Raw genomic sequence first — 16901 nt, 5'->3', positions numbered from 1 at the left:
AGTAACGCCATGTCCCACGTCCAAGCCACCACCTCCGCCGCACCCAATCCCGCCGAGGAGTTCCTGACCTTCGCCCTCGGTGGTGAGGAATACGGTGTCGACATCCTGAAGGTGCAGGAGATCCGCGGTTGCGACACCGCCACGCGGTTGCCCGACGCGCCCGATTACATCAAAGGCGTGGTGAATCTGCGCGGGGTGATCGTGCCGGTGGTCGACATGCGGGTGAAGTTCCGGTTGCCCGATGCGCAGTACACGGCGCAGACGGTGATGATCGTGCTCAACATCGCCGAGCGGGTGGTGGGGATCGTGGTGGACCGTGTGTCGGACGTGGTGCGGATGTCGCCGGATCAGTTGCGGGCGGTGCCGGAGTTGGGCGGCGCGGGGATCGATCGGCAGTTCGTTACGGGGATCGGGACGTTGGACGACCGGATGCTGATTTTGCTCGACATCGAGCGGTTGATGACGAGTGCGGAGATGGGGTTGATTGCCGAGGCGGCGTGACGCTCGCTCTTTGAGGCTTTCGGGAGGGCCTGCTACACCCTCCGCTTTCGCGCCGCCCGAACGTCGTGAGTTCCAAATTTTTTTGGGAAAAAAATTTGAAACTCACAACGCTGGGGCATCACCTTTCGTGCGTTGACTCTCGCTCTGGCACTTCGCCCGGGCATTCGTTTTGCCGGTGCGAAGCAAGCTTCGCACTGCCCCGATCATTACCCAAAAAACAAAATCCTTGGTCGCCGACGTTCTCTTTCGACAACGATCAGCTTCCTGCAAGGCTTGCCTTGCAGCCCCCAATGCACGCTCGGGCGGAAACCCCTGATCGAAGCGACCCGCATGGTGATGCCCCAGCGTTGAGGGTTTCAAATTTTTTTCCCAAAAAATTTGGAACCCTCGACGTTCGGGCGGCGCGCCAATGATTTCCCGCTCTCGCTCTTAAAGCGAGCGCCCGGCCGACTGGTCGATCGCCGCAGCCGCACGTTCAGCCCCCTGGTTCAACACGACGATACTGATGCGGCGGTTGATCGGATTATTCGGATCGTTCTTGTCGAACGGAACCGATGCAGCCAAACCGATGACGCGCGCGACCTTCTCCTCGTGCATCCCACCCGCCACCAGCGCACGACGCGCGGCATTGGCGCGTTGCGCGGACAACTCCCAATTGCCCATGCCGTTCTGGCCCGACCACGGCGTGGTGTCGGTATGGCCGGAGATCGCCACGCGATTGTCCACGTGGTCCAGGTAAGTCGCCAGCTCGAACAGGATCGTCTTCGTGTAGTCCTTCAGCTCCGGCGAGCCCAGGTCGAACATCGGCCGGTTTTGCGCATCGACGATCTGGATGCGAAGGCCTTCGGGCGTGATGTCGATCAGCAACTGATCCTTGAACGGCGCCAGCGCCTGGCTCTTCGCGATCGCTGCCTCCAGCTCGCGCTTGAGCGCCTCGAGGCGGCGCTTGTCGCGCGCGTCGTTGGCCTCTTGCACCAGCTTTGCTTGCTGCGTCGCGATCTGCGGACGCCTGGCCTCGAACATCTTGATGGGCGCATCGCCCGCGCCGCCGGGGCCATTGCTGCCGGGCGCCATGCTCGCGGCCTTGCCTTCGACCGCGCTGGGGTTCTTGAAGTAATCGGCGATGCCGCCGAGTTGTTCCTTCGGCATCGTGGCCACGAGCCACATCACCATGAAGAAGGCCATCATCGCGGTGACGAAGTCGGCGTAGGCCACCTTCCAGGAGCCGCCGTGATGGGCCTTGCGGCCGCCCTTGCGTTTGCGGACGACGATGATCGGCGGCACGGTGGCCATGGGTGTGTGCTCAGCCCTTCGCGGACTTCAGGTCGGCTTCGAGGTCCTGGAAGCTCGGGCGCACGTCGGAGAACAACAGCTTGCGCGCGAATTCGATCGCGACCGAGGGCGCGTAGCCGCGCAGCGAGGCGACCAGCGCCATCTTCACCACTTCCAGCGCCTTGCCGTCTTCGTTCGCGCGATTTTCCATCGCCGACGCGAGCGGGCCGACGAAGCCGTAGGACACCAGGATGCCGAGGAAGGTGCCGACGAGCGCGGAGGCGACTTTTTCGCCGATTTCCGCGGGCGCCGCGCTGCCGACGATCGACATCGTCGTGATGATGCCGAGCACCGCGGCGACGATGCCGAAGCCCGGCAACGCATCGGCCATCTTCTGCACCGAATGCGCGGGCTCGAGTGCCTCGTGGTGGTGCGTTTCCAGTTCGTATTCGAGCAACGATTCGAGCTCGTGCGGATTCATGTTGCCGCCGACCATCAGCCGCAGGCAGTCGGTGATGAAATCGCGCATGTGGGGATCGGCGAGGATCTTCGGGTATTTCTGGAAGATCGCGCTGTCCTTCGGGTTCTCGATGTGGGCTTCGATCGACATCATGCCGTCGCGCCGCATCTTCACCAGCATCTCGTAGATCAGTTTCAACAGGTCGACGTAATCGGGGCGGCGATAGCGCGGCCCCTTCGCGATCGAGGGCACTGCGCGCAGCGCCTGTTTCATCACCTTCGGTGGCGTGGCGATGACCCAGGCGCCGAGCGCGGCGCCACAGATCACGATGATCTCGTTGAGGTGCCACAGGGCCAGCAGCTGGCCGCCGACCATCATGAAACCGCCGATGACGCTGGCGATGACGACGATGGCGCCGATGATCAGGTACACGCGCTGCAGGCCCGGTGTGCGTGGATCAGGGCTGGAAGTCCAGGCGCACCTTGCCGCGGCTGTCGCCGCCCGGGGCGAACTGCCACTGCTTCACGGCCTTGACCGCCGCCGCTTCGAAGGTGCGCGCCGGCTGGGCGTTGACCACCGAGACGCTTGCGACCGAGCCGTCGGGCGAGACGGTGAATTCGACTTCCACGAAACCGGACGTCTTGGCGCGCGCGGCGGCCTGCGGGTACTGCGGTTCGACGCGCTTGGTCGGGGTGAGTCCGGCATGGGCCGGCGCGGCGAAGGCGAGGGTCGCGACGGTGGCGGCGATCAGGGAGAGATGGCGCATGAGAGCGGCTCTTTGGTTGGAGTGAGCCCTAGTGATCGGCCGGCGCGCGCGTTTCTTGAGCCGCGCGTTCCCGTGATGGCGCCCTAAAGATTTCGCGCGCTGCGCCGATGCCGGGGTGTCGGCCCGCCAGGGGCCCGTTGTCACACTCGAGGCTGCCACCATGTCCGTTCGTTCCAACTCTTCCCTGCTGGATCGCGCGCTCGCGCCGTCCATCGCGCTGATGGCGCGCCTGCGCTTCGGGCAGAAGGCCCTGTTGATCGGCGCCACCTTTTCGCTGACCTGCGCGGTGCTCGCCGGCATGGTCGTGGTCCGCAGCAACGCCGAGATCGCCGCGGCGAAGGTGCAGCTGTCGGCGAGCGACGGCTTGATGCACCTGCACGGCGCGATGCTCGCCATGCAGCAACACGAACAACTCGTGGCGCGTCGCGATGCGAAGGATGCGACCGTGTCGGGCGAAGCGCTCGCCGAATCGGCGCGCACCGTCGAGACCGAACTGGCGGCGATCGGCAAGTGGCAGGAAGCGAGCTTGCCCGACGCAGCGTTGAACGAACCGCTCGAACAGACGCGCTCGGCCTGGGCCAAGGCCGTCGGCGAACACAAGGACGCGGCCGAATCGGTCGCCATGCATTCGGCGGCGATCGATGCGCTCAGCGGCCTGATGGCCGGCGTCTACCGGGAAACCGGCCTTGAGCAGGCCGATGCGCCGGCGGTGTTCCTCAGCGGACGCGCCGCCGCCGAATCGGTGCCCAAGCTCGGCGAAACCGTCGCGCGCCAGGCACTGGTCGGCGTGCACGTGCTCGGCGAAGGCGCGATCTGGGTCGACGATCGCACGGGCCTGGCCGTGTCGAAGGAAATGCAGCAATTCCTGGGCAACCGCATCGATGCCGACCTGGATCGCGCGGAAAAGACGATGCCCGGTCTCCACGAGACGATCGGCAAGCCGGTGCGTCGCGCGATGGACGACATGGCCAAACAGAACGCGTTGATCCAGAAGCACGTGCTGGATGCCGAAACGCCGGTGCTGCCGGTCAAGGTGCTCGCCGCGCGCATGGAAGCCTCGCGCCTGTCCTTCGCCGCCGCGATGGCCGCGGCCAACTTCGGCCTGCAGAACGCGGCCAGGGACGAGATCCTCCGCCTGGAACGTCGCTCGGCGTCCACGCTCGGCGCGGTGGGCATCGCGCTGCTGCTGTCGGCCTACCTGTTCGCCGGCTTCACCCGCGGCACGCGTCGTGCGCTGGTCCAGATCGAACAGTCGGCCGCGCAGTTGGGCCGGGGTGAATTCCCCGCGCACATCGCGGTGGAAACGCAGGACGAACTGCGCGAGATCGCCCGCAGCCTGGATCGCGCGATCCAGACACTGCGCGGTTTCGCCGATGCGCAGGGCCAGTTGTTCGCGCAGCACCAGAGCGGCGAGATCGACGCACGCCTCGACGCGGCCGCCTTCCCCGGCGCGTTCGGCACGATGGCCGACGAGGTCAACACGCTGGTCGGCTCGCACATCGACGTGAAGATGCGCGTGATCGACATCGTCGGCCAGTACGCGCGCGGCGACCTGTCGACCGACATCGAGCGTTACCCGGGCCAGAAGGCGCGCATCACGCAAGCCGTGGACGCCGTGAAGGCGGGCATGCAGGCGGTGAACAACGAAGTGAAGACGCTGGTGGATGCCGCCGTCGAAGGCGACTTCAGCCATCGCGGCGACGCGCAGCGCTTCGAGTTCGTCTATCGCGAAATGATCGAAGGCCTCAACACGCTGATGGCCAGCGCCGATCGCGGATTGGGCGACGTGGGCGCGCTGCTGGGCGCGGTCGCCGAAGGCGATCTGACGCGCGAAGCCGATGCCGGCCTGCCGGGCCAGTTCGGCAAGCTCGCCGCCAGCGCCAACGACACCGTGCGCCAGCTGGCGCAGGTGGTCGGGCAGATCCGCATGGGCAGCGATGCGATCAGCACGGCCGCCGGCGAGATCGCTTCGGGCAACAACGATCTGTCGCAGCGCACCGAACAGCAGGCCGCATCGCTGGAAGAAACCGCGTCGTCGATGGAAGAGCTCACTTCCACCGTGCGCCAGAACGCCGACAACGCGCGCCAGGCCAACCAGCTGGCGATCGGTGCGGTCGACGTGGCCTCGCAGGGCGGCGAAGTCGTCGGCAAGGTCGTCGAGACGATGAACGCGATCCACGAGTCTTCGCGCAAGGTCGCCGACATCATCAGCGTCATCGACGGCATCGCGTTCCAGACCAACATCCTGGCGCTCAACGCCGCGGTGGAAGCGGCGCGCGCCGGCGAACAGGGCCGCGGCTTCGCGGTCGTCGCCGCCGAAGTGCGCTCGCTCGCGCAGCGTTCGGCCGGTGCGGCGAAGGAAATCAAGCAGCTCATCACCGACTCGGTCGACAAGGTCGAACAGGGCAATGCGCTCGTCGACAAGGCTGGCCGCACGATGGGCGAGATCGTGACGAGCGTGAAGCGCGTAACCGACATCATCGCCGACATCTCCTCGGCCTCGCAGGAACAGTCGGCAGGCATCGATCAGATCAACCAGGCGATCACGCAGATGGACGAGGGCACGCAGCAGAACGCGGCGCTCGTCGAAGAAGCCTCCGCCGCCGCGCGCAGCATGGAGCAGCAGTCCGAGCAATTGGTGCAGACCGTCGCGGTGTTCCGCCTCGGCGAGGGTGCCGTGGTGGTGAAGCCGGCGCGCGCGCCGGCCGCGGCGAGCGTGCGTGAAATCCCGACGGCCGCGCGCAAGCAGGCCGCCACGCCGCACGGCAAGCCGGCCCGCGCACTGCGCCCGGCGCAGATCGCCGCCGCCGGCGGTGGCGACACGCACTGGCAGGAGTTCTAAGGCGTCGTGTCCTTGCATCTCGCCGCATCGCATGCCACCGACGACAGGGAGAGCTGGTCGCCGACCAGCGCTCCCGCGCGCGCCGGTCGGCAGGGCGAAGGCTTCGACGACCTGCTCGCCCTCGCACTGCGTGTGCTCGATGCGCCGCTGGGCCTGGTCGCGATGGCGGAAGCCGAACGCTTCCGCCCGGTCGCGCAGGTCGGCTACGGCACCGTGCCGCCGCAGCACGCGCAGGTGATCGGCAGGGCGATGAAGACCTCCGCCGCGCCGCTGCTGGTCTCGCACGATGCCGCGGTCGATCCGCGCTTCTGCGACGATCCTGCGATCTGCACGCACGGCGTGCGTTTCGTCTCCAGCATCGCGCTGATCGATGCGCGCGGCGCGCGGCGCGGTCTGTTGATCGTGGCCGACAGGCGACCCCGCGCACTGCTCACGCCCGAACAGCGGGAGATCCTGCAACACCTGGCGCGGACGGCGGCGCGCATGTTCGTCCGCGCCGAGACCGCGCATGCAGGTTTCGACCCCGCGCGCACCACCGTCGAAGGCATCGAGCGGCGCAGGCTCGACCTGGACCTGCGACGCGCATGCCGCGACGGCGAGTTCGAATTGCACTACCAGCCGCAGGTGGACCTTGCGACCGGCACGCCCACCGGCGCCGAAGCGCTGTTGCGCTGGCGCCATCCCGAACGCGGCCTGCTCGCGCCGGGTGCCTTCATCGATGCGCTCTCGCACCACGCGCTCGCACCGAAGGTCGGACGCTGGATCCTCGAGCGCGCATGCCGCGATGCCGCCGCATGGCCGTGCATCGACGGTCGCTGCATGACCGTGGGCATCAACCTGTTCCCCGCGCAATTCCACGACGGCCATCTGCTCGACGAGGTCGAAGGCACGCTTTCGCGCACCGGTCTTGCGCCCGCGCAACTGGAACTGGAACTGGCCGGTTACATCGCGTTGCGCAACGACGGCCTCGCCGAACGCAGGATCGCGCGATTGCGCGAACGCGGCGTGCGCGTGTCGCTGGAAGACTTCGGTACGGGCCTTTCTTCGCTCGCGTTACTGCACCGCTTGCCGATCGACCGGATCAAGATCGATCACGCGCTGGTTCGCGCCGTGCTCGACGACCAGGGCGACGCCACCATGGTGCGGGCGATCGCGCAACTGGCGCGCAAGTTCGAACTCGGCGTCGTCGCCAAGGGCGTGGAAACGGCGACACAAGCCGCCTACCTGCACGAATTGGGTTGCGACCAGGCGCAGGGCTTCCTGTATGCGCGTGCGTTGCCCGCATCGGCGTTCGATCGCTGGCTCGCGACGCAGGCCCCCGGGGAGACGATCGATGGCTGATGCAGCGCTCGTGCGCGCCGGTGTCCCGGACGAACGCACGCTCACGTTCGACGACCGCGATTTCCGCCGCGTCTGCCGGATGATCCACGCCTACGCCGGCATCCAGTTGCAACCGCACAAGCGCGACATGGCGTACGGGCGACTCGTGCGACGCGTCCGTGCGCATGCGCTTACGCATTTCAGCGACTACCTCGACCTGGTGGAGGCCGATCCGGATGCGCACGCGCAGGATTTCGTCAACGCGCTGACCACCAACCTCACCTCGTTCTTCCGCGAGGACTACCACTTCCCCGCGCTGGCCGAGCAGTTGCGCGCCGCGCACGCGGCCGGCGGCCGGCGCGATGCGCCCTTGTCGATCTGGTGCTGCGCCGCGTCCACCGGCGAGGAACCGTATTCGCTGGCGATCACCGCGTGCGAAGCCTTCGGCACGTCCACGCCGCCGGTGCGGATCCTGGCGACCGACATCGACACCGGCGTACTCGAGACGGCGATGCGCGGCGTGTATCCGCTCGAGCGCATCGAAGGCATCGACGCGCGGCGCAAGCAACGCTGGTTCCAGCGCGGCAGCGGGCCCAACGCGGGCCTGTGCCGCGTGCGTCCGGAATTGCAGGCACTGGTCGAATTCCGCCCGCTCAACCTGCTCGCCGCCGAGTACGGATTGCGCGGTGGGTTCGCGGCGATCTTCTGCCGCAACGTGATGATCTATTTCGACAAGCAGACGCAGTACCGCGTGCTGCAACGCCTCGCGCCGCTGCTCGCGGCCGAAGGCCGGTTGTACGCGGGTCATTCCGAGAGCTTCCAGCACGCCCTGGACCTGGTCACGCCCTGCGGGCGCACGACCTACCGGGCCACGAACCCGAGGGCCGGCCGATGAAATCCGTTGCAGCGCCTGACGCGCGCCGTATCGCGTGTGCGTCCACGATGTTGTTGATCGCAACCCTCGCCGCCACCGGCGCGGTGGCCGGACAGGGGCAAGGCAGCTTCGGCGTATCGGTCGCGGTGGTCCGGCGGCACGAGCCGCAATTGGCCGCGTCGGTGCCGGTGCCGGAGCAGGCGCACCTGATGGTCGAAAACACCGAAGGCCGGCACTACTACTACGAAGGCGCGCTGGAAAGCGCGCGCACGTATTACCTGGATGCGCTGCGACGCGAGGGCTACGTGCTGCGCAGCGAACGCGCCGACAATCCGCGCGCGGCCGCGATGCAATGGCAGCGCGACGACGAAGTCCTCCTGATTGACCTGCGCGCCGCCACCGGACTCGCGCCGACGCGCATCAGCCTGCGCGTGATGAAGGATGCGCGCCCGCATGCGCCCGGCTGAAGCACGCGCGCCGGCGCCCGTGCCCGGCGCATATTTCGATACCGCGCTGCAGACCGACGCGATCCGCCTGCTGCCCGCCGAATACCGCGCCACCGATGCGCCCGTCGCGCTGGTCACGCTGCTCGGCTCATGCGTGGCCGCGTGCCTGTTCGACGCCGCGATCGGCGTGGGCGGCATGAACCACTTCATGTTGCCCGGCGGGGGCGACAACGACGGCAGCGCGCGTTACGGCGCGCACGCGATGGAGTTGCTGATCAACGATCTGCTCAAGCGCGGCGCGCGGCGCAATCGCCTGCAGGCGAAGGTGTTCGGCGGCGGCAACGTGCTCAGCGGGTTCCATTCCGATCCGATCGGCACGCGCAACGCGCGCTTCGTCCTCGAGTACCTGTCCGCGGAAAACATCCCGGTGCGTGCGCAGGACCTCGGCGACATCCATGCGCGCAAGGTCGGGTTCTTCCCGCAAAGCGGACGGACCCTGGTCAAGCGCCTGCCGGCCACGCGCGAGGACGTCGTCGATGTCGAGCGCGCCCTGTACGGCCGCCTGGCGCGCGCACCGGCCAGCGGCAGCGTGGAGTTGTTCTGACATGGCGGCAACGCCCGGCAAACCGATCCGCGTGCTGGTGGTCGACGACTCGGCGCTCATCCGCAAGGTGATGAGCGAAGTGTTGGCGGCTGATCCCGGCATCGAAGTCGTGGGCACCGCCGCCGATCCCTACATCGCGCGCGAACGGATCAAGCAACTCTCGCCCGACGTACTGACGCTCGATGTCGAGATGCCGCGCATGGACGGGCTCACGTTCCTGCGCAATCTCATGCGCCTGCGCCCGATGCCGGTGGTGATGGTGTCCACCCTCACCGCTGCCGGTGCGCAGGTCACGCTCGATGCGCTGGGCCTGGGCGCGGTGGATTTCATCGCCAAGCCGCAGCTCGACGTGGCGCGCGGCCTGGTCGATTTCAGCGCGGTGCTCATCGCGAAGGTGAAGGCGGCGGCGCAGGCGCGGGTCACGCGCCTGCTCGATGCACAAGGCGGAGCGCCCGTCCACGACGGCCCCCTGGGTTACCGGACGACCGATCGCCTGCTCGCGATCGGCGCGTCGGCCGGCGGCACCGAGGCCATCCGCGAAGTGCTCGCGCAGATGCCCGCCGATGCGCCGGCCACGGTGATCGCGCAACACATCCCCGCAGCGTTCAGCGGCCCGTTCGCCGAGCGCCTGGATCGCCACAGTCGGATGACGGTGGTCGAAGCGACCCACGACCAGCCCTTGTTGGTGGGCCACGCGTATGTCGCGCCGGGGGGTCGCCATCTGCGCGTGGTGCGCAGCGGTGCGCGTTGGCGCGCGCGCCTGGACGAGGCTGCACCCGTGCGCGGGCACCGCCCCAGCGTCGATGTGTTGTTCGAATCGGTCGCCGCGCACGCCGGTGCCAACGCACGTGGCGCGCTGCTGACCGGCATGGGCGACGACGGCGCGCGCGGCTTGCTGCGCATGCGCCAGTCCGGCGCCTTCACCTGCGCGCAGGATCGCGAGACCAGCGTGGTCTGGGGCATGCCCGGCGCCGCCGTGCACCTGAACGCGGCAAGCGAAGTCCTGCCGCTGTCGCAAGTCGCGCAGCGCCTGCTCGCCATCGGCGAAAACACCTAAAGCACGCGCGCCGCCGGCCGTTATCGGAATTGAACCTGCAACCCTTCATGAGATCGACGATGGAATCCCGCGTATTGATCCGCATCGCGGCGCCCCTGGCGCTGACCGTCACCCTGTTCTGCGCCGAGGTCATGGGTTGGCCGGCGCCGGTGCGCTGGGGCGCATTGGTGGCCATGTCCCTGGCGTGGCTGGTGCACGCCTGGACCCTGTTGCGCCCCGCCCTGTCCGGCGCCGCGCTCGGTGAGCAGAACCGCCTGCTGGGCGAGCTGCGCACCTTCATCAACGGCGAAGTCCAGGGCTCGCGCACCGAGATCGAACGCGCACGCGAACTGATCCGCGAGTCGGTCGCCAAGCTCGGCGGCAGCTTCGAGGCGGTCAACCGCCAGTCGCGCCAGCAGAACGAAGTGGTCTCGCGCATCATCGACCGCCGCGCCGGCGACAACAGCGGCGGCGCGGACGTGCATCGCTTCGCCGTGCACGCCAGCCAGCAGATGGAACAACTGGTCGAGGCGCTGGAAGCGGTGAGCGGCCAGAGCAGCACCACGGTCACGCACATCGACGCGATGGCCGATCATCTCGACGGGATCTTCTCGCTGCTGGAAGACGTCAAGTCCATCGCCGACCAGACCAACCTGCTCGCGCTCAACGCCGCGATCGAAGCGGCCCGCGCGGGCGAGGCCGGCCGCGGTTTCGCGGTGGTGGCCGACGAAGTGCGCAACCTCTCCGAGCGTTCGACCGCCTTCAACGAACAGATCCGCAAGCTCGCGCACAGCTCCAAGGATTCGATTTCGCGCGTCCGCGACACCGTCAGCCAGATGGCCTCGCGCGACCTGGATCGCTCCCGCGTGGCGCGCGGCGAAGCGGCCTCGATGCTCGAGCGCGTGGACGAGATCAATCGCGGCCTGGGCAACGGCATGCGCGAGATCGCCGAGTGCAGCCGCTCGATCGACACCTCGGTGGCCGAAGCGGTGCGTTCGCTCCAGTTCGAAGACATCGCCACGCAGGCGCTGACCGCCGTGAACGTCCACCTCGACCGCCTGAGCGAGATCAACCGCGAGGCCTCCGCACTGCAGGAACTCCTGCATCGCGGCGGCGGCCAGGCCGGCGTCGAATTGCACGCCGCGCTGGGCCAGCTCGGCCAGCGCATCGCGCACATGCGCGGCGACTGGGAACGCCCGCCGCACAAGCCGGTGATGCAGCAGTCGATGGATGCGGGAAGCGTCGAGTTGTTCTGAGTTGTTCAAATGGGCACGCGCGCGTAGCGTGTGCGGATGTCCGCAGCCTCCCCACAGCCCGCGAACACCTTGCCCGCGTCCAAGCCGGGCTGGACGCTGATGCGCGATTTCGCCCGCCTGCTGCTGTTGGCGGTGGGCTTGCCGGTCCTTGCGATCGCCGCGCTGTTGTTGTGGCAGGGCCGCAATACGGCGCGCGCGCATTTCGAAACGCAGTTGGCGGTGGCCGCCGACATGACCGCGCGCGATCTCGACACGTTCCTGCAGATGCACCGCGCTGCGCTACAATTGCTCGCCGAGCAGCGCGCACAGGACGCCGATCCGAACGACGGTGCCGCGTGGACGCGCGACTTCGAACGCGTGCATCGCGCTTACCCTGCCTTCGAACGGCTCGCTGCGGTGGATGCGCGATCGAATCCGGTGGCGACGTGGCCGGCGCATGCCGACGCGAGCGGCGATGTCTCGCGCACCGACATCGACCGCGCGCGGATGACGCGGCGCCCCTTCGTCTCCGAATTGCACCGCGGGCGCACGCCGGACGGGCCCTCACTGGTGACGCTCCTCGCGCCGATGGAGGCGCAGGGGCGCTTCGCCGGCGTGGTGGCGGGCGTGGTCCGCGCCGACAGCCTCCCGCTGTTCCGCGATCCGGCGCAGACGCGCGGCTTCGAAATGCTGCTGCTCGATGCCACCGGCACGGTGGTGCGCGCCACGCCCGGGCTGGCATGGCGCTCGGGCGACGCACTGCGTGGCACGCCCGCGAGCAACCGGATTCGCGCGCTGCCGGTGCGCGGAGCGATGGAAACCGTCGAGGGGATCCTGCGCGACGGCGGCGACGCCTGCGCGATGAAAGCGTCGCTGGGGTCGGGTTGGTCGCTCGTGGTGCTCGTGCCTGAGCGCGCGATCGCCGACGAACTGCGCCACAGCGCCCTGCTGATGTTCGGCCTGCTCGGCCTGGTGCTCTGCGGCGTGCTCGCGGTGGTCTGGCTGCAGATGCAGCGGATGCGCCGCAGCGTGTTCGACCTGCTCGACCACATCCAGACTTTCGCGCTGGACCGTGCGCCCTCCCCGGAATCCTTCGTCGCGCTGCCGAGCGAACTGGCGCCGCTGGCCGAAGCGATGAACCAGTTTTCCATCCGGTGCCACGACGCTTACGAGAAGGTCAATCACGGCCTGCAGGAACAGAGCCACCTGCGCGAGGAACTCGAACGCATGGCCCGTCGCCTGCTGCACGTGCAGGAAGACGAGCGGCGCACGCTCTCGCGCGAACTGCACGACGACATCGGACAAGCGATCACCGCGATCAAGCTGGGCGCGATGTCGTTGCGCAGCGAAGACGACGCCGACGGCCAGGGCAAGGCGCGCAGCGAGGAGATCCTCGCCGACATCATCGCCACCACCGACCAGACCATCGCGAAGCTGCGCAATCTCTCGATCCTGTTGCGTCCGCCGCAACTGGACACATTGGGCCTGGAGACCGCATTGCGGTGGCAGGCCGAGACCCTGTTCCGCTCGGGCAAGCCGCAGCTGGTCGTCAGGATGACCCCGCTTCCGCGCCGGCCATCGCCCGACGTCGAGCTGGCATGTTTCCGCATCGCGCAGGAAGCGCTGACCAACATCGTCCGCCACTCCGGGGCGAACGTCGTGACGCTGTCGCTCGCGCCTGTCGACGAGGGCCAGGCGCTGCGGCTGGACGTCGTGGACGATGGGCGCGGCTTCGACCCCGCCGACGGCGCCGGGCTCGGACAACTCACGATGCGCGAGCGCGCGCACCAGGTCGGCGGCATGCTCCTGATGCAGACGGCCGCCGGCCAGGGGACTCGCGTGCACGCGGTGTTGCCGATGGAATTCGCGAACCACGTCCCACTTCGTGAACACGGCGCTCAAGCGCCGCTGCCGACCGGCCGCTATCGCAGGGAAGACCGCGATTGACGGAGAGAGAGCAGTGCTGATTCTGGTCGTGAGCGACAACGATGCGCACATCGCGCAGGTGAAGCGGGAACTCGACGACAACGGCCTGGACTGGACGCTGGAGTGGGCACGCAACGCCGACGCCGCCCTGTCCGGCGACCGGGTGCCCGACGTGATCGCATGCGCCGAGGAAGTCGGCGATTGCAGCGGCATCGGCCTGCTCGGGCAATTGCGCACGCGGCATCCGGAAACGATGCGCATCCTGTTGACGCACTCGAGCGACGAACAGCAACCGCTGCATGCGCTGGAAGTGGCGCACCGCGTGCTGCCCGAACCGCTGGATGGACTGGCGCTGATCGACGCGGTGGAAAGCGCGATGGAACTGCGGGCATTGCTCGCCGATCCTGCGTTGAAGCAAGCGATCGGCCGCGTCGGTTCGCTCCCCGCCGCACCCAACCAATACCTCGCGCTCACGCGCCTGCTGCGCGACCCGAACGTCAGCGCCGCGCGCATTGCCGATTCCATCGGCATGGATCCGGCCGTCGCCGCGCAGGTCTTGCGCATGACCAACTCGGCCTATTTTTCCACCGGGCGCGAGATCACCGACCTGCGCACGGCGGTCACGCGCCTGGGCCAGAACGTGTTGCGCCAACTGGTGCTGGCGAGCGAAGTGTTCTTCGTCGGCTCCAGCTCGGCCGAAGCGATGGGCGTGCGCGACCGCGCGCTGCGCATCTCGCGCCTGGCCGGCCAGATGCTCGACGCGACCAGCGCCGAAATGGCGGCCACCGCGGGCCTGCTCGCCGAAGTCGGCCTGTTGTTGCCGGCGGCCTCGCGCCTGGACGCCAACGGCCAGTCGGTTCCGCACAACGCCGCGGGCGCTTACCTGCTCGGCCTGTGGGGCTTGCCCGCGCCGATCGTCGAAGCCGTCGCGTTCCACACCAACCCTTCGCGCATCCGCGGTTTCTGGGTCGCCGGTGCGGTGCATGTCGCAGCCGCCTTGGTCAACGGCACGCCGCCGGATACCGAGTACCTGCGCAAGGTCGGCCATCTCGACCAATTGCCGCGTTGGCGCGCCATGGCCGAAGACCTCGCGCAGGCGGCGTAAGTCAGGGCCGGTCTTCGACCTGGTCGAGCCACGCACCGTAACCGGCCGCTTCCATCTCCTCGCGCGGAATGAACCGCAGCGCGGCCGAATTGATGCAGTAGCGCAGCCCGCCCTGGTCGCGCGGGCCGTCGTCGAACACGTGGCCGAGATGACTGTCGCCGTTTGCCGAACGCACCTCGGTGCGGACCATGCCGTACGAGGCGTCCCGGACTTCCTGGATGTTCGCCGGCGCGATCGGCTTGGTGAAGCTGGGCCAGCCGCAACCGGATTCGTACTTCGCCGACGAGGCGAACAACGGTTCGCCGGACACGATGTCGACGTAGATGCCGGGTGCGTGGTTGTCCAGGTATTCGCCGGTGCCCGGGCGCTCGGTGGCGCCTTCCTGGGTGACGGCGAACTGCTGCGGCGTCAGCTTGGCGACCGCCTCGGCGGTCTTGCGGTACTCGCTCATCGGCAAACTCCTGTGCAGCACTGCGCGGACCAAAAGCATATCTCCGTTACGGAGCGCTCATCCGGAACGCTCAATTGCGCGCGTGTCGATTGCCGGACGGGCCATGCCTCCCGATATCGATGACGACACAGTCATTCCCGCAGGCCGTTCCGTGAAGCTCATCCATTCCCTGCTCGCCGCCGCTTTGCTCCTCGCGAGCACTTCCGCATTCGCCGGGCACAAGACCAAGGCGCCACCGCCGCCGCCCGCCGACGCGCCGACGGTCGTTCTCGTCCACGGCGCCTTCGTCGACGCCGAGTCGTGGCAGAAGGTCATCCGTGTGCTCCAGTCGCGCGGCATCAAGGCGATCGCCGTCGAGAATCCGCTGACCTCGCTGGAGGACGACGTCGACGTCGCCCGCCGCGTGATCAACGCCCAGACCGGGCCGGTCGTGCTCGTGGGCCATTCGTGGGGCGGCACCGTCATTACCGAGGCGGGCGCCAACGCGAAGGTGAAGGCGCTGGTGTATGTCGCCGCGTTCGCGCCGTCGGCGGGTGCGTCCTCGCGCGAGGACATCAAAGCCTTCCCGACCGCGCCGGGCGTCGAACATCCCGTCGTCAGCGCCGACGGTTACCTCACGCTGGCGCCGCAGACGATCCTCACCGATTTCGTGCAGGACGTGCCGCAGCGCGACGGCCTGCGCATCGCCGCCACGCAGGCGCCGGTGCGCGCCGCCAACTACGACGAAAAGGTCGGCGTGGCCGCATGGGCGTCCAAGCCGAGCTGGTACATCGTGGCCGAAACCGACCGCATGCTCGATCCCGACGCGCAGCGCGCGATGGCCGCGAAGATCCAGGCGCACACCGTGTCGCTGCTGTCGGGCCACGTGCCGATGCTGTCGCGTGCCTACGACGTCGCGGACGTGATCGAAGATGCGGTGCACTCGGTGGACACGCCCGCGATGACGGCGCTGAGCCAGCGCTAGATCTCGTCGATCGCGATCCCGCTTCCGCCGAGCTCCTTCGGGAAATCCTTCAACTTCGGCAGGCCGTCCTTCATCGGGAGGACGGTCTCGGCGTAGTTGACGTGCACGCCCGGTTCGAACTTCAGCGTGGGCAAGGTCGCCGCGAACACATCGATCAGTTTCAACGGCGCATGCGCGTTGTACAGGTGCCCGCCGCACTGCGTGCAGTAGTGGCGATCGCTCAAGGGCGTCTTGCTGTAATGACCGAGGAATTCCTGGCCCTTCGTCACGCGCACCGCATCGGGCTGCCACAGCGTGAAGGCGTTGACCGGCGCGGCGGACCAACTGCGGCAGGAATTGCAGTGGCAATAGCCCATGCCCACGGGCGCGCCGGTGGTTTCGACTTCGACCGCGCCGCAGAAACAGGTGCCGCGATACGTGTTGCTCATGACGATCTCCTGGGGGAAGAGCGCCGTGTCGCCGGCGCCGTGCGTTGTGGTGCGAGGGTCTGCATCGCCGCGTCGAAGGCCCGCAGCATCGTCGCCGGGTCGTCCAGCGCCCATGCGACGAAGCTTCCGCCTTCGAGTGCGCCGAGCAGCAGGTGCGCGGCATCGTTCGCATTGACCTGTGCCGCGATGTCGCCCGTTGCGATGCCCTCGTCGATCTGTTCGACCAGCCAATCCAGGTGCAATTGAAAGAAGCGCGCGACCACCGGGCGCATGCCATCGGGCAGCGCGTTGCGTTCGGCCGACAACGCACCGCACAGCGGCAGCAAACCTTGTTCGATGCCGTCGAAGAACAGGCGCGCATAGGCGCGCAGGCGTTCGCGCACGTCGGTTTGCGTGGCGGCTAGTGTCGCGAGCGTGGCGATGAAGCGCGCGAGGTATTCGTCGACCAGCGCCGCCAGCAGCGCTTCCTTGGTCGGGAAGTGGTGGTGGATGCTGGCTTTGCGGATCGCGATGCGATCGGCGAGGTCGGCGTAACTGAAAGCCGCGTAGCCTCGCGTGCGGAGGAGGATTTCCGCTTCGGCCAGCAATCGGGCGCGTGTTTCGGGCATGCGCCCTATTTGCCTACCAGTTGGTAGGTAGGGCAAGTGAGGGAGTGTGTGGGTATGGAAGTT

Annotated in this window: 17 protein-coding genes; 11 read left to right on the top strand and 6 right to left on the bottom strand. The window is 67.9% G+C overall.

Features of this window, described 5'->3' with window-relative positions; all coding sequences use genetic code 11:
- Positions 1 to 9 precede the first annotated feature (9 nt).
- Positions 10 to 501, top strand: a complete 492-nt coding sequence (locus AB4059_RS09740) for a chemotaxis protein CheW (RefSeq protein WP_498978714.1) — start codon at positions 10 to 12, stop codon at positions 499 to 501.
- A 429-nt stretch (positions 502 to 930) separates the two neighbouring features.
- Here the strand turns inward: AB4059_RS09740 and motB are convergent, their stop codons facing one another.
- From motB to AB4059_RS09725, 3 genes are read right to left on the bottom strand one after another with little or no spacing between them, the layout of a single operon-like run.
- Complete coding sequence (gene motB, locus AB4059_RS09735) at positions 931 to 1794, bottom strand: flagellar motor protein MotB (protein ID WP_498978713.1); 864 nt, start codon at positions 1792 to 1794, stop codon at positions 931 to 933.
- A gap of 10 nt (positions 1795 to 1804) precedes the next feature.
- Positions 1805 to 2665, bottom strand: a complete 861-nt coding sequence (gene motA, locus AB4059_RS09730; RefSeq protein ID WP_498978712.1) for a flagellar motor stator protein MotA — start codon at positions 2663 to 2665, stop codon at positions 1805 to 1807.
- A gap of 25 nt (positions 2666 to 2690) precedes the next feature.
- Positions 2691 to 2999: an energy transducer TonB gene (locus tag AB4059_RS09725; protein ID WP_498960038.1), complete on the bottom strand. Its 309-nt coding sequence runs from the start codon at positions 2997 to 2999 to the stop codon at positions 2691 to 2693.
- Positions 3000 to 3159: 160 nt separating this feature from the next.
- Between AB4059_RS09725 and AB4059_RS09720 the strand changes: the two genes are divergently transcribed.
- The 9 genes from AB4059_RS09720 to AB4059_RS09680 are packed head-to-tail and all read left to right on the top strand — an operon-like array spanning position 3160 to position 14387.
- Entirely contained in the window at positions 3160 to 5841 is a 2682-nt protein-coding gene (locus AB4059_RS09720) for a methyl-accepting chemotaxis protein (RefSeq protein ID WP_498978711.1), read from the top strand.
- 6 nt (positions 5842 to 5847) lie between these two features.
- Positions 5848 to 7182, top strand: a complete 1335-nt coding sequence (locus AB4059_RS09715; RefSeq protein WP_498978710.1) for a sensor domain-containing phosphodiesterase — start codon at positions 5848 to 5850, stop codon at positions 7180 to 7182.
- Positions 7175 to 8056 (top strand): CheR family methyltransferase, encoded by an 882-nt coding sequence (locus tag AB4059_RS09710; protein WP_498978709.1) that lies wholly within the window; start codon positions 7175 to 7177, stop codon positions 8054 to 8056. Before AB4059_RS09715 ends, AB4059_RS09710 begins: the two co-directional genes overlap by 8 nt.
- Complete coding sequence (locus AB4059_RS09705; protein WP_498978708.1) at positions 8053 to 8502, top strand: hypothetical protein; 450 nt, start codon at positions 8053 to 8055, stop codon at positions 8500 to 8502. The genes AB4059_RS09710 and AB4059_RS09705 overlap by 4 nt, the downstream gene beginning before the upstream one ends.
- Entirely contained in the window at positions 8489 to 9085 is a 597-nt protein-coding gene (gene cheD / locus AB4059_RS09700; RefSeq protein ID WP_498978707.1) for a chemoreceptor glutamine deamidase CheD, read from the top strand. Before AB4059_RS09705 ends, cheD begins: the two co-directional genes overlap by 14 nt.
- Position 9086: 1 nt before the next feature.
- The gene (locus AB4059_RS09695) at positions 9087 to 10142 is read left to right on the top strand and encodes a protein-glutamate methylesterase/protein-glutamine glutaminase (RefSeq protein WP_498978706.1); all 1056 of its coding nucleotides are present in this window, start codon (positions 9087 to 9089) and stop codon (positions 10140 to 10142) included.
- A 59-nt stretch (positions 10143 to 10201) separates the two neighbouring features.
- Positions 10202 to 11377 (top strand): methyl-accepting chemotaxis protein, encoded by a 1176-nt coding sequence (locus tag AB4059_RS09690; protein ID WP_498978705.1) that lies wholly within the window; start codon positions 10202 to 10204, stop codon positions 11375 to 11377.
- 36 nt (positions 11378 to 11413) lie between these two features.
- A complete protein-coding gene (locus tag AB4059_RS09685; RefSeq protein ID WP_498978704.1) occupies positions 11414 to 13303 on the top strand; it encodes a sensor histidine kinase in 1890 nt (629 codons plus the stop codon).
- A 13-nt stretch (positions 13304 to 13316) separates the two neighbouring features.
- Positions 13317 to 14387 (top strand): HDOD domain-containing protein, encoded by a 1071-nt coding sequence (locus AB4059_RS09680; RefSeq protein WP_498978703.1) that lies wholly within the window; start codon positions 13317 to 13319, stop codon positions 14385 to 14387.
- Position 14388: 1 nt separating this feature from the next.
- Here the strand turns inward: AB4059_RS09680 and msrB are convergent, their stop codons facing one another.
- On the bottom strand, positions 14389 to 14838 hold the full coding sequence (msrB, locus tag AB4059_RS09675; protein ID WP_498978702.1) for a peptide-methionine (R)-S-oxide reductase MsrB: 450 nt from the start codon (positions 14836 to 14838) through the stop codon (positions 14389 to 14391).
- A gap of 151 nt (positions 14839 to 14989) precedes the next feature.
- On the opposite strand from msrB, the gene AB4059_RS09670 reads away from it, so the two are divergent.
- Entirely contained in the window at positions 14990 to 15802 is an 813-nt protein-coding gene (locus AB4059_RS09670; RefSeq protein ID WP_498978701.1) for an alpha/beta fold hydrolase, read from the top strand.
- Here the strand turns inward: AB4059_RS09670 and AB4059_RS09665 are convergent.
- Both AB4059_RS09665 and AB4059_RS09660 read right to left on the bottom strand, forming a co-directional pair.
- Complete coding sequence (locus tag AB4059_RS09665; protein ID WP_498978700.1) at positions 15799 to 16230, bottom strand: GFA family protein; 432 nt, start codon at positions 16228 to 16230, stop codon at positions 15799 to 15801. The genes AB4059_RS09670 and AB4059_RS09665 overlap by 4 nt on opposite strands.
- On the bottom strand, positions 16227 to 16838 hold the full coding sequence (locus tag AB4059_RS09660; RefSeq protein WP_498978699.1) for a TetR/AcrR family transcriptional regulator: 612 nt from the start codon (positions 16836 to 16838) through the stop codon (positions 16227 to 16229). Before AB4059_RS09660 ends, AB4059_RS09665 begins: the two co-directional genes overlap by 4 nt.
- Positions 16839 to 16901 lie beyond the last annotated feature (63 nt).

The organism is Lysobacter sp. 2RAF19, assembly GCF_052115395.1.
Taxonomy (GTDB): Bacteria; Pseudomonadota; Gammaproteobacteria; order Xanthomonadales; family Xanthomonadaceae; genus Noviluteimonas.
The sequence above is the reverse complement of the archived record's forward strand: the minus strand, read 5'-3'. Positions and strand labels throughout refer to the sequence as shown.

Excerpts from the sequence above, each read along its gene's own strand:
- AB4059_RS09690 (WP_498978705.1), top strand. The coding sequence starts at position 10,202 with ATGGAATCCCGCGTATTGATCCGCATCGCGGCGCCCCTGGCGCTGACC.
- AB4059_RS09705 (WP_498978708.1), top strand. The coding sequence starts at position 8,053 with ATGAAATCCGTTGCAGCGCCTGACGCGCGCCGTATCGCGTGTGCGTCC.
- AB4059_RS09695 (WP_498978706.1), top strand. The coding sequence starts at position 9,087 with ATGGCGGCAACGCCCGGCAAACCGATCCGCGTGCTGGTGGTCGACGAC.
- cheD (WP_498978707.1), top strand. The coding sequence starts at position 8,489 with ATGCGCCCGGCTGAAGCACGCGCGCCGGCGCCCGTGCCCGGCGCATAT.
- AB4059_RS09720 (WP_498978711.1), top strand. The coding sequence starts at position 3,160 with ATGTCCGTTCGTTCCAACTCTTCCCTGCTGGATCGCGCGCTCGCGCCG.
- AB4059_RS09685 (WP_498978704.1), top strand. The coding sequence starts at position 11,414 with ATGTCCGCAGCCTCCCCACAGCCCGCGAACACCTTGCCCGCGTCCAAG.
- AB4059_RS09660 (WP_498978699.1), bottom strand. The coding sequence starts at position 16,838 with ATGCCCGAAACACGCGCCCGATTGCTGGCCGAAGCGGAAATCCTCCTC.
- AB4059_RS09710 (WP_498978709.1), top strand. The coding sequence starts at position 7,175 with ATGGCTGATGCAGCGCTCGTGCGCGCCGGTGTCCCGGACGAACGCACG.
- motB (WP_498978713.1), bottom strand. The coding sequence starts at position 1,794 with ATGGCCACCGTGCCGCCGATCATCGTCGTCCGCAAACGCAAGGGCGGC.
- AB4059_RS09665 (WP_498978700.1), bottom strand. The coding sequence starts at position 16,230 with ATGAGCAACACGTATCGCGGCACCTGTTTCTGCGGCGCGGTCGAAGTC.
- AB4059_RS09725 (WP_498960038.1), bottom strand. The coding sequence starts at position 2,999 with ATGCGCCATCTCTCCCTGATCGCCGCCACCGTCGCGACCCTCGCCTTC.
- AB4059_RS09740 (WP_498978714.1), top strand. The coding sequence starts at position 10 with ATGTCCCACGTCCAAGCCACCACCTCCGCCGCACCCAATCCCGCCGAG.
- msrB (WP_498978702.1), bottom strand. The coding sequence starts at position 14,838 with ATGAGCGAGTACCGCAAGACCGCCGAGGCGGTCGCCAAGCTGACGCCG.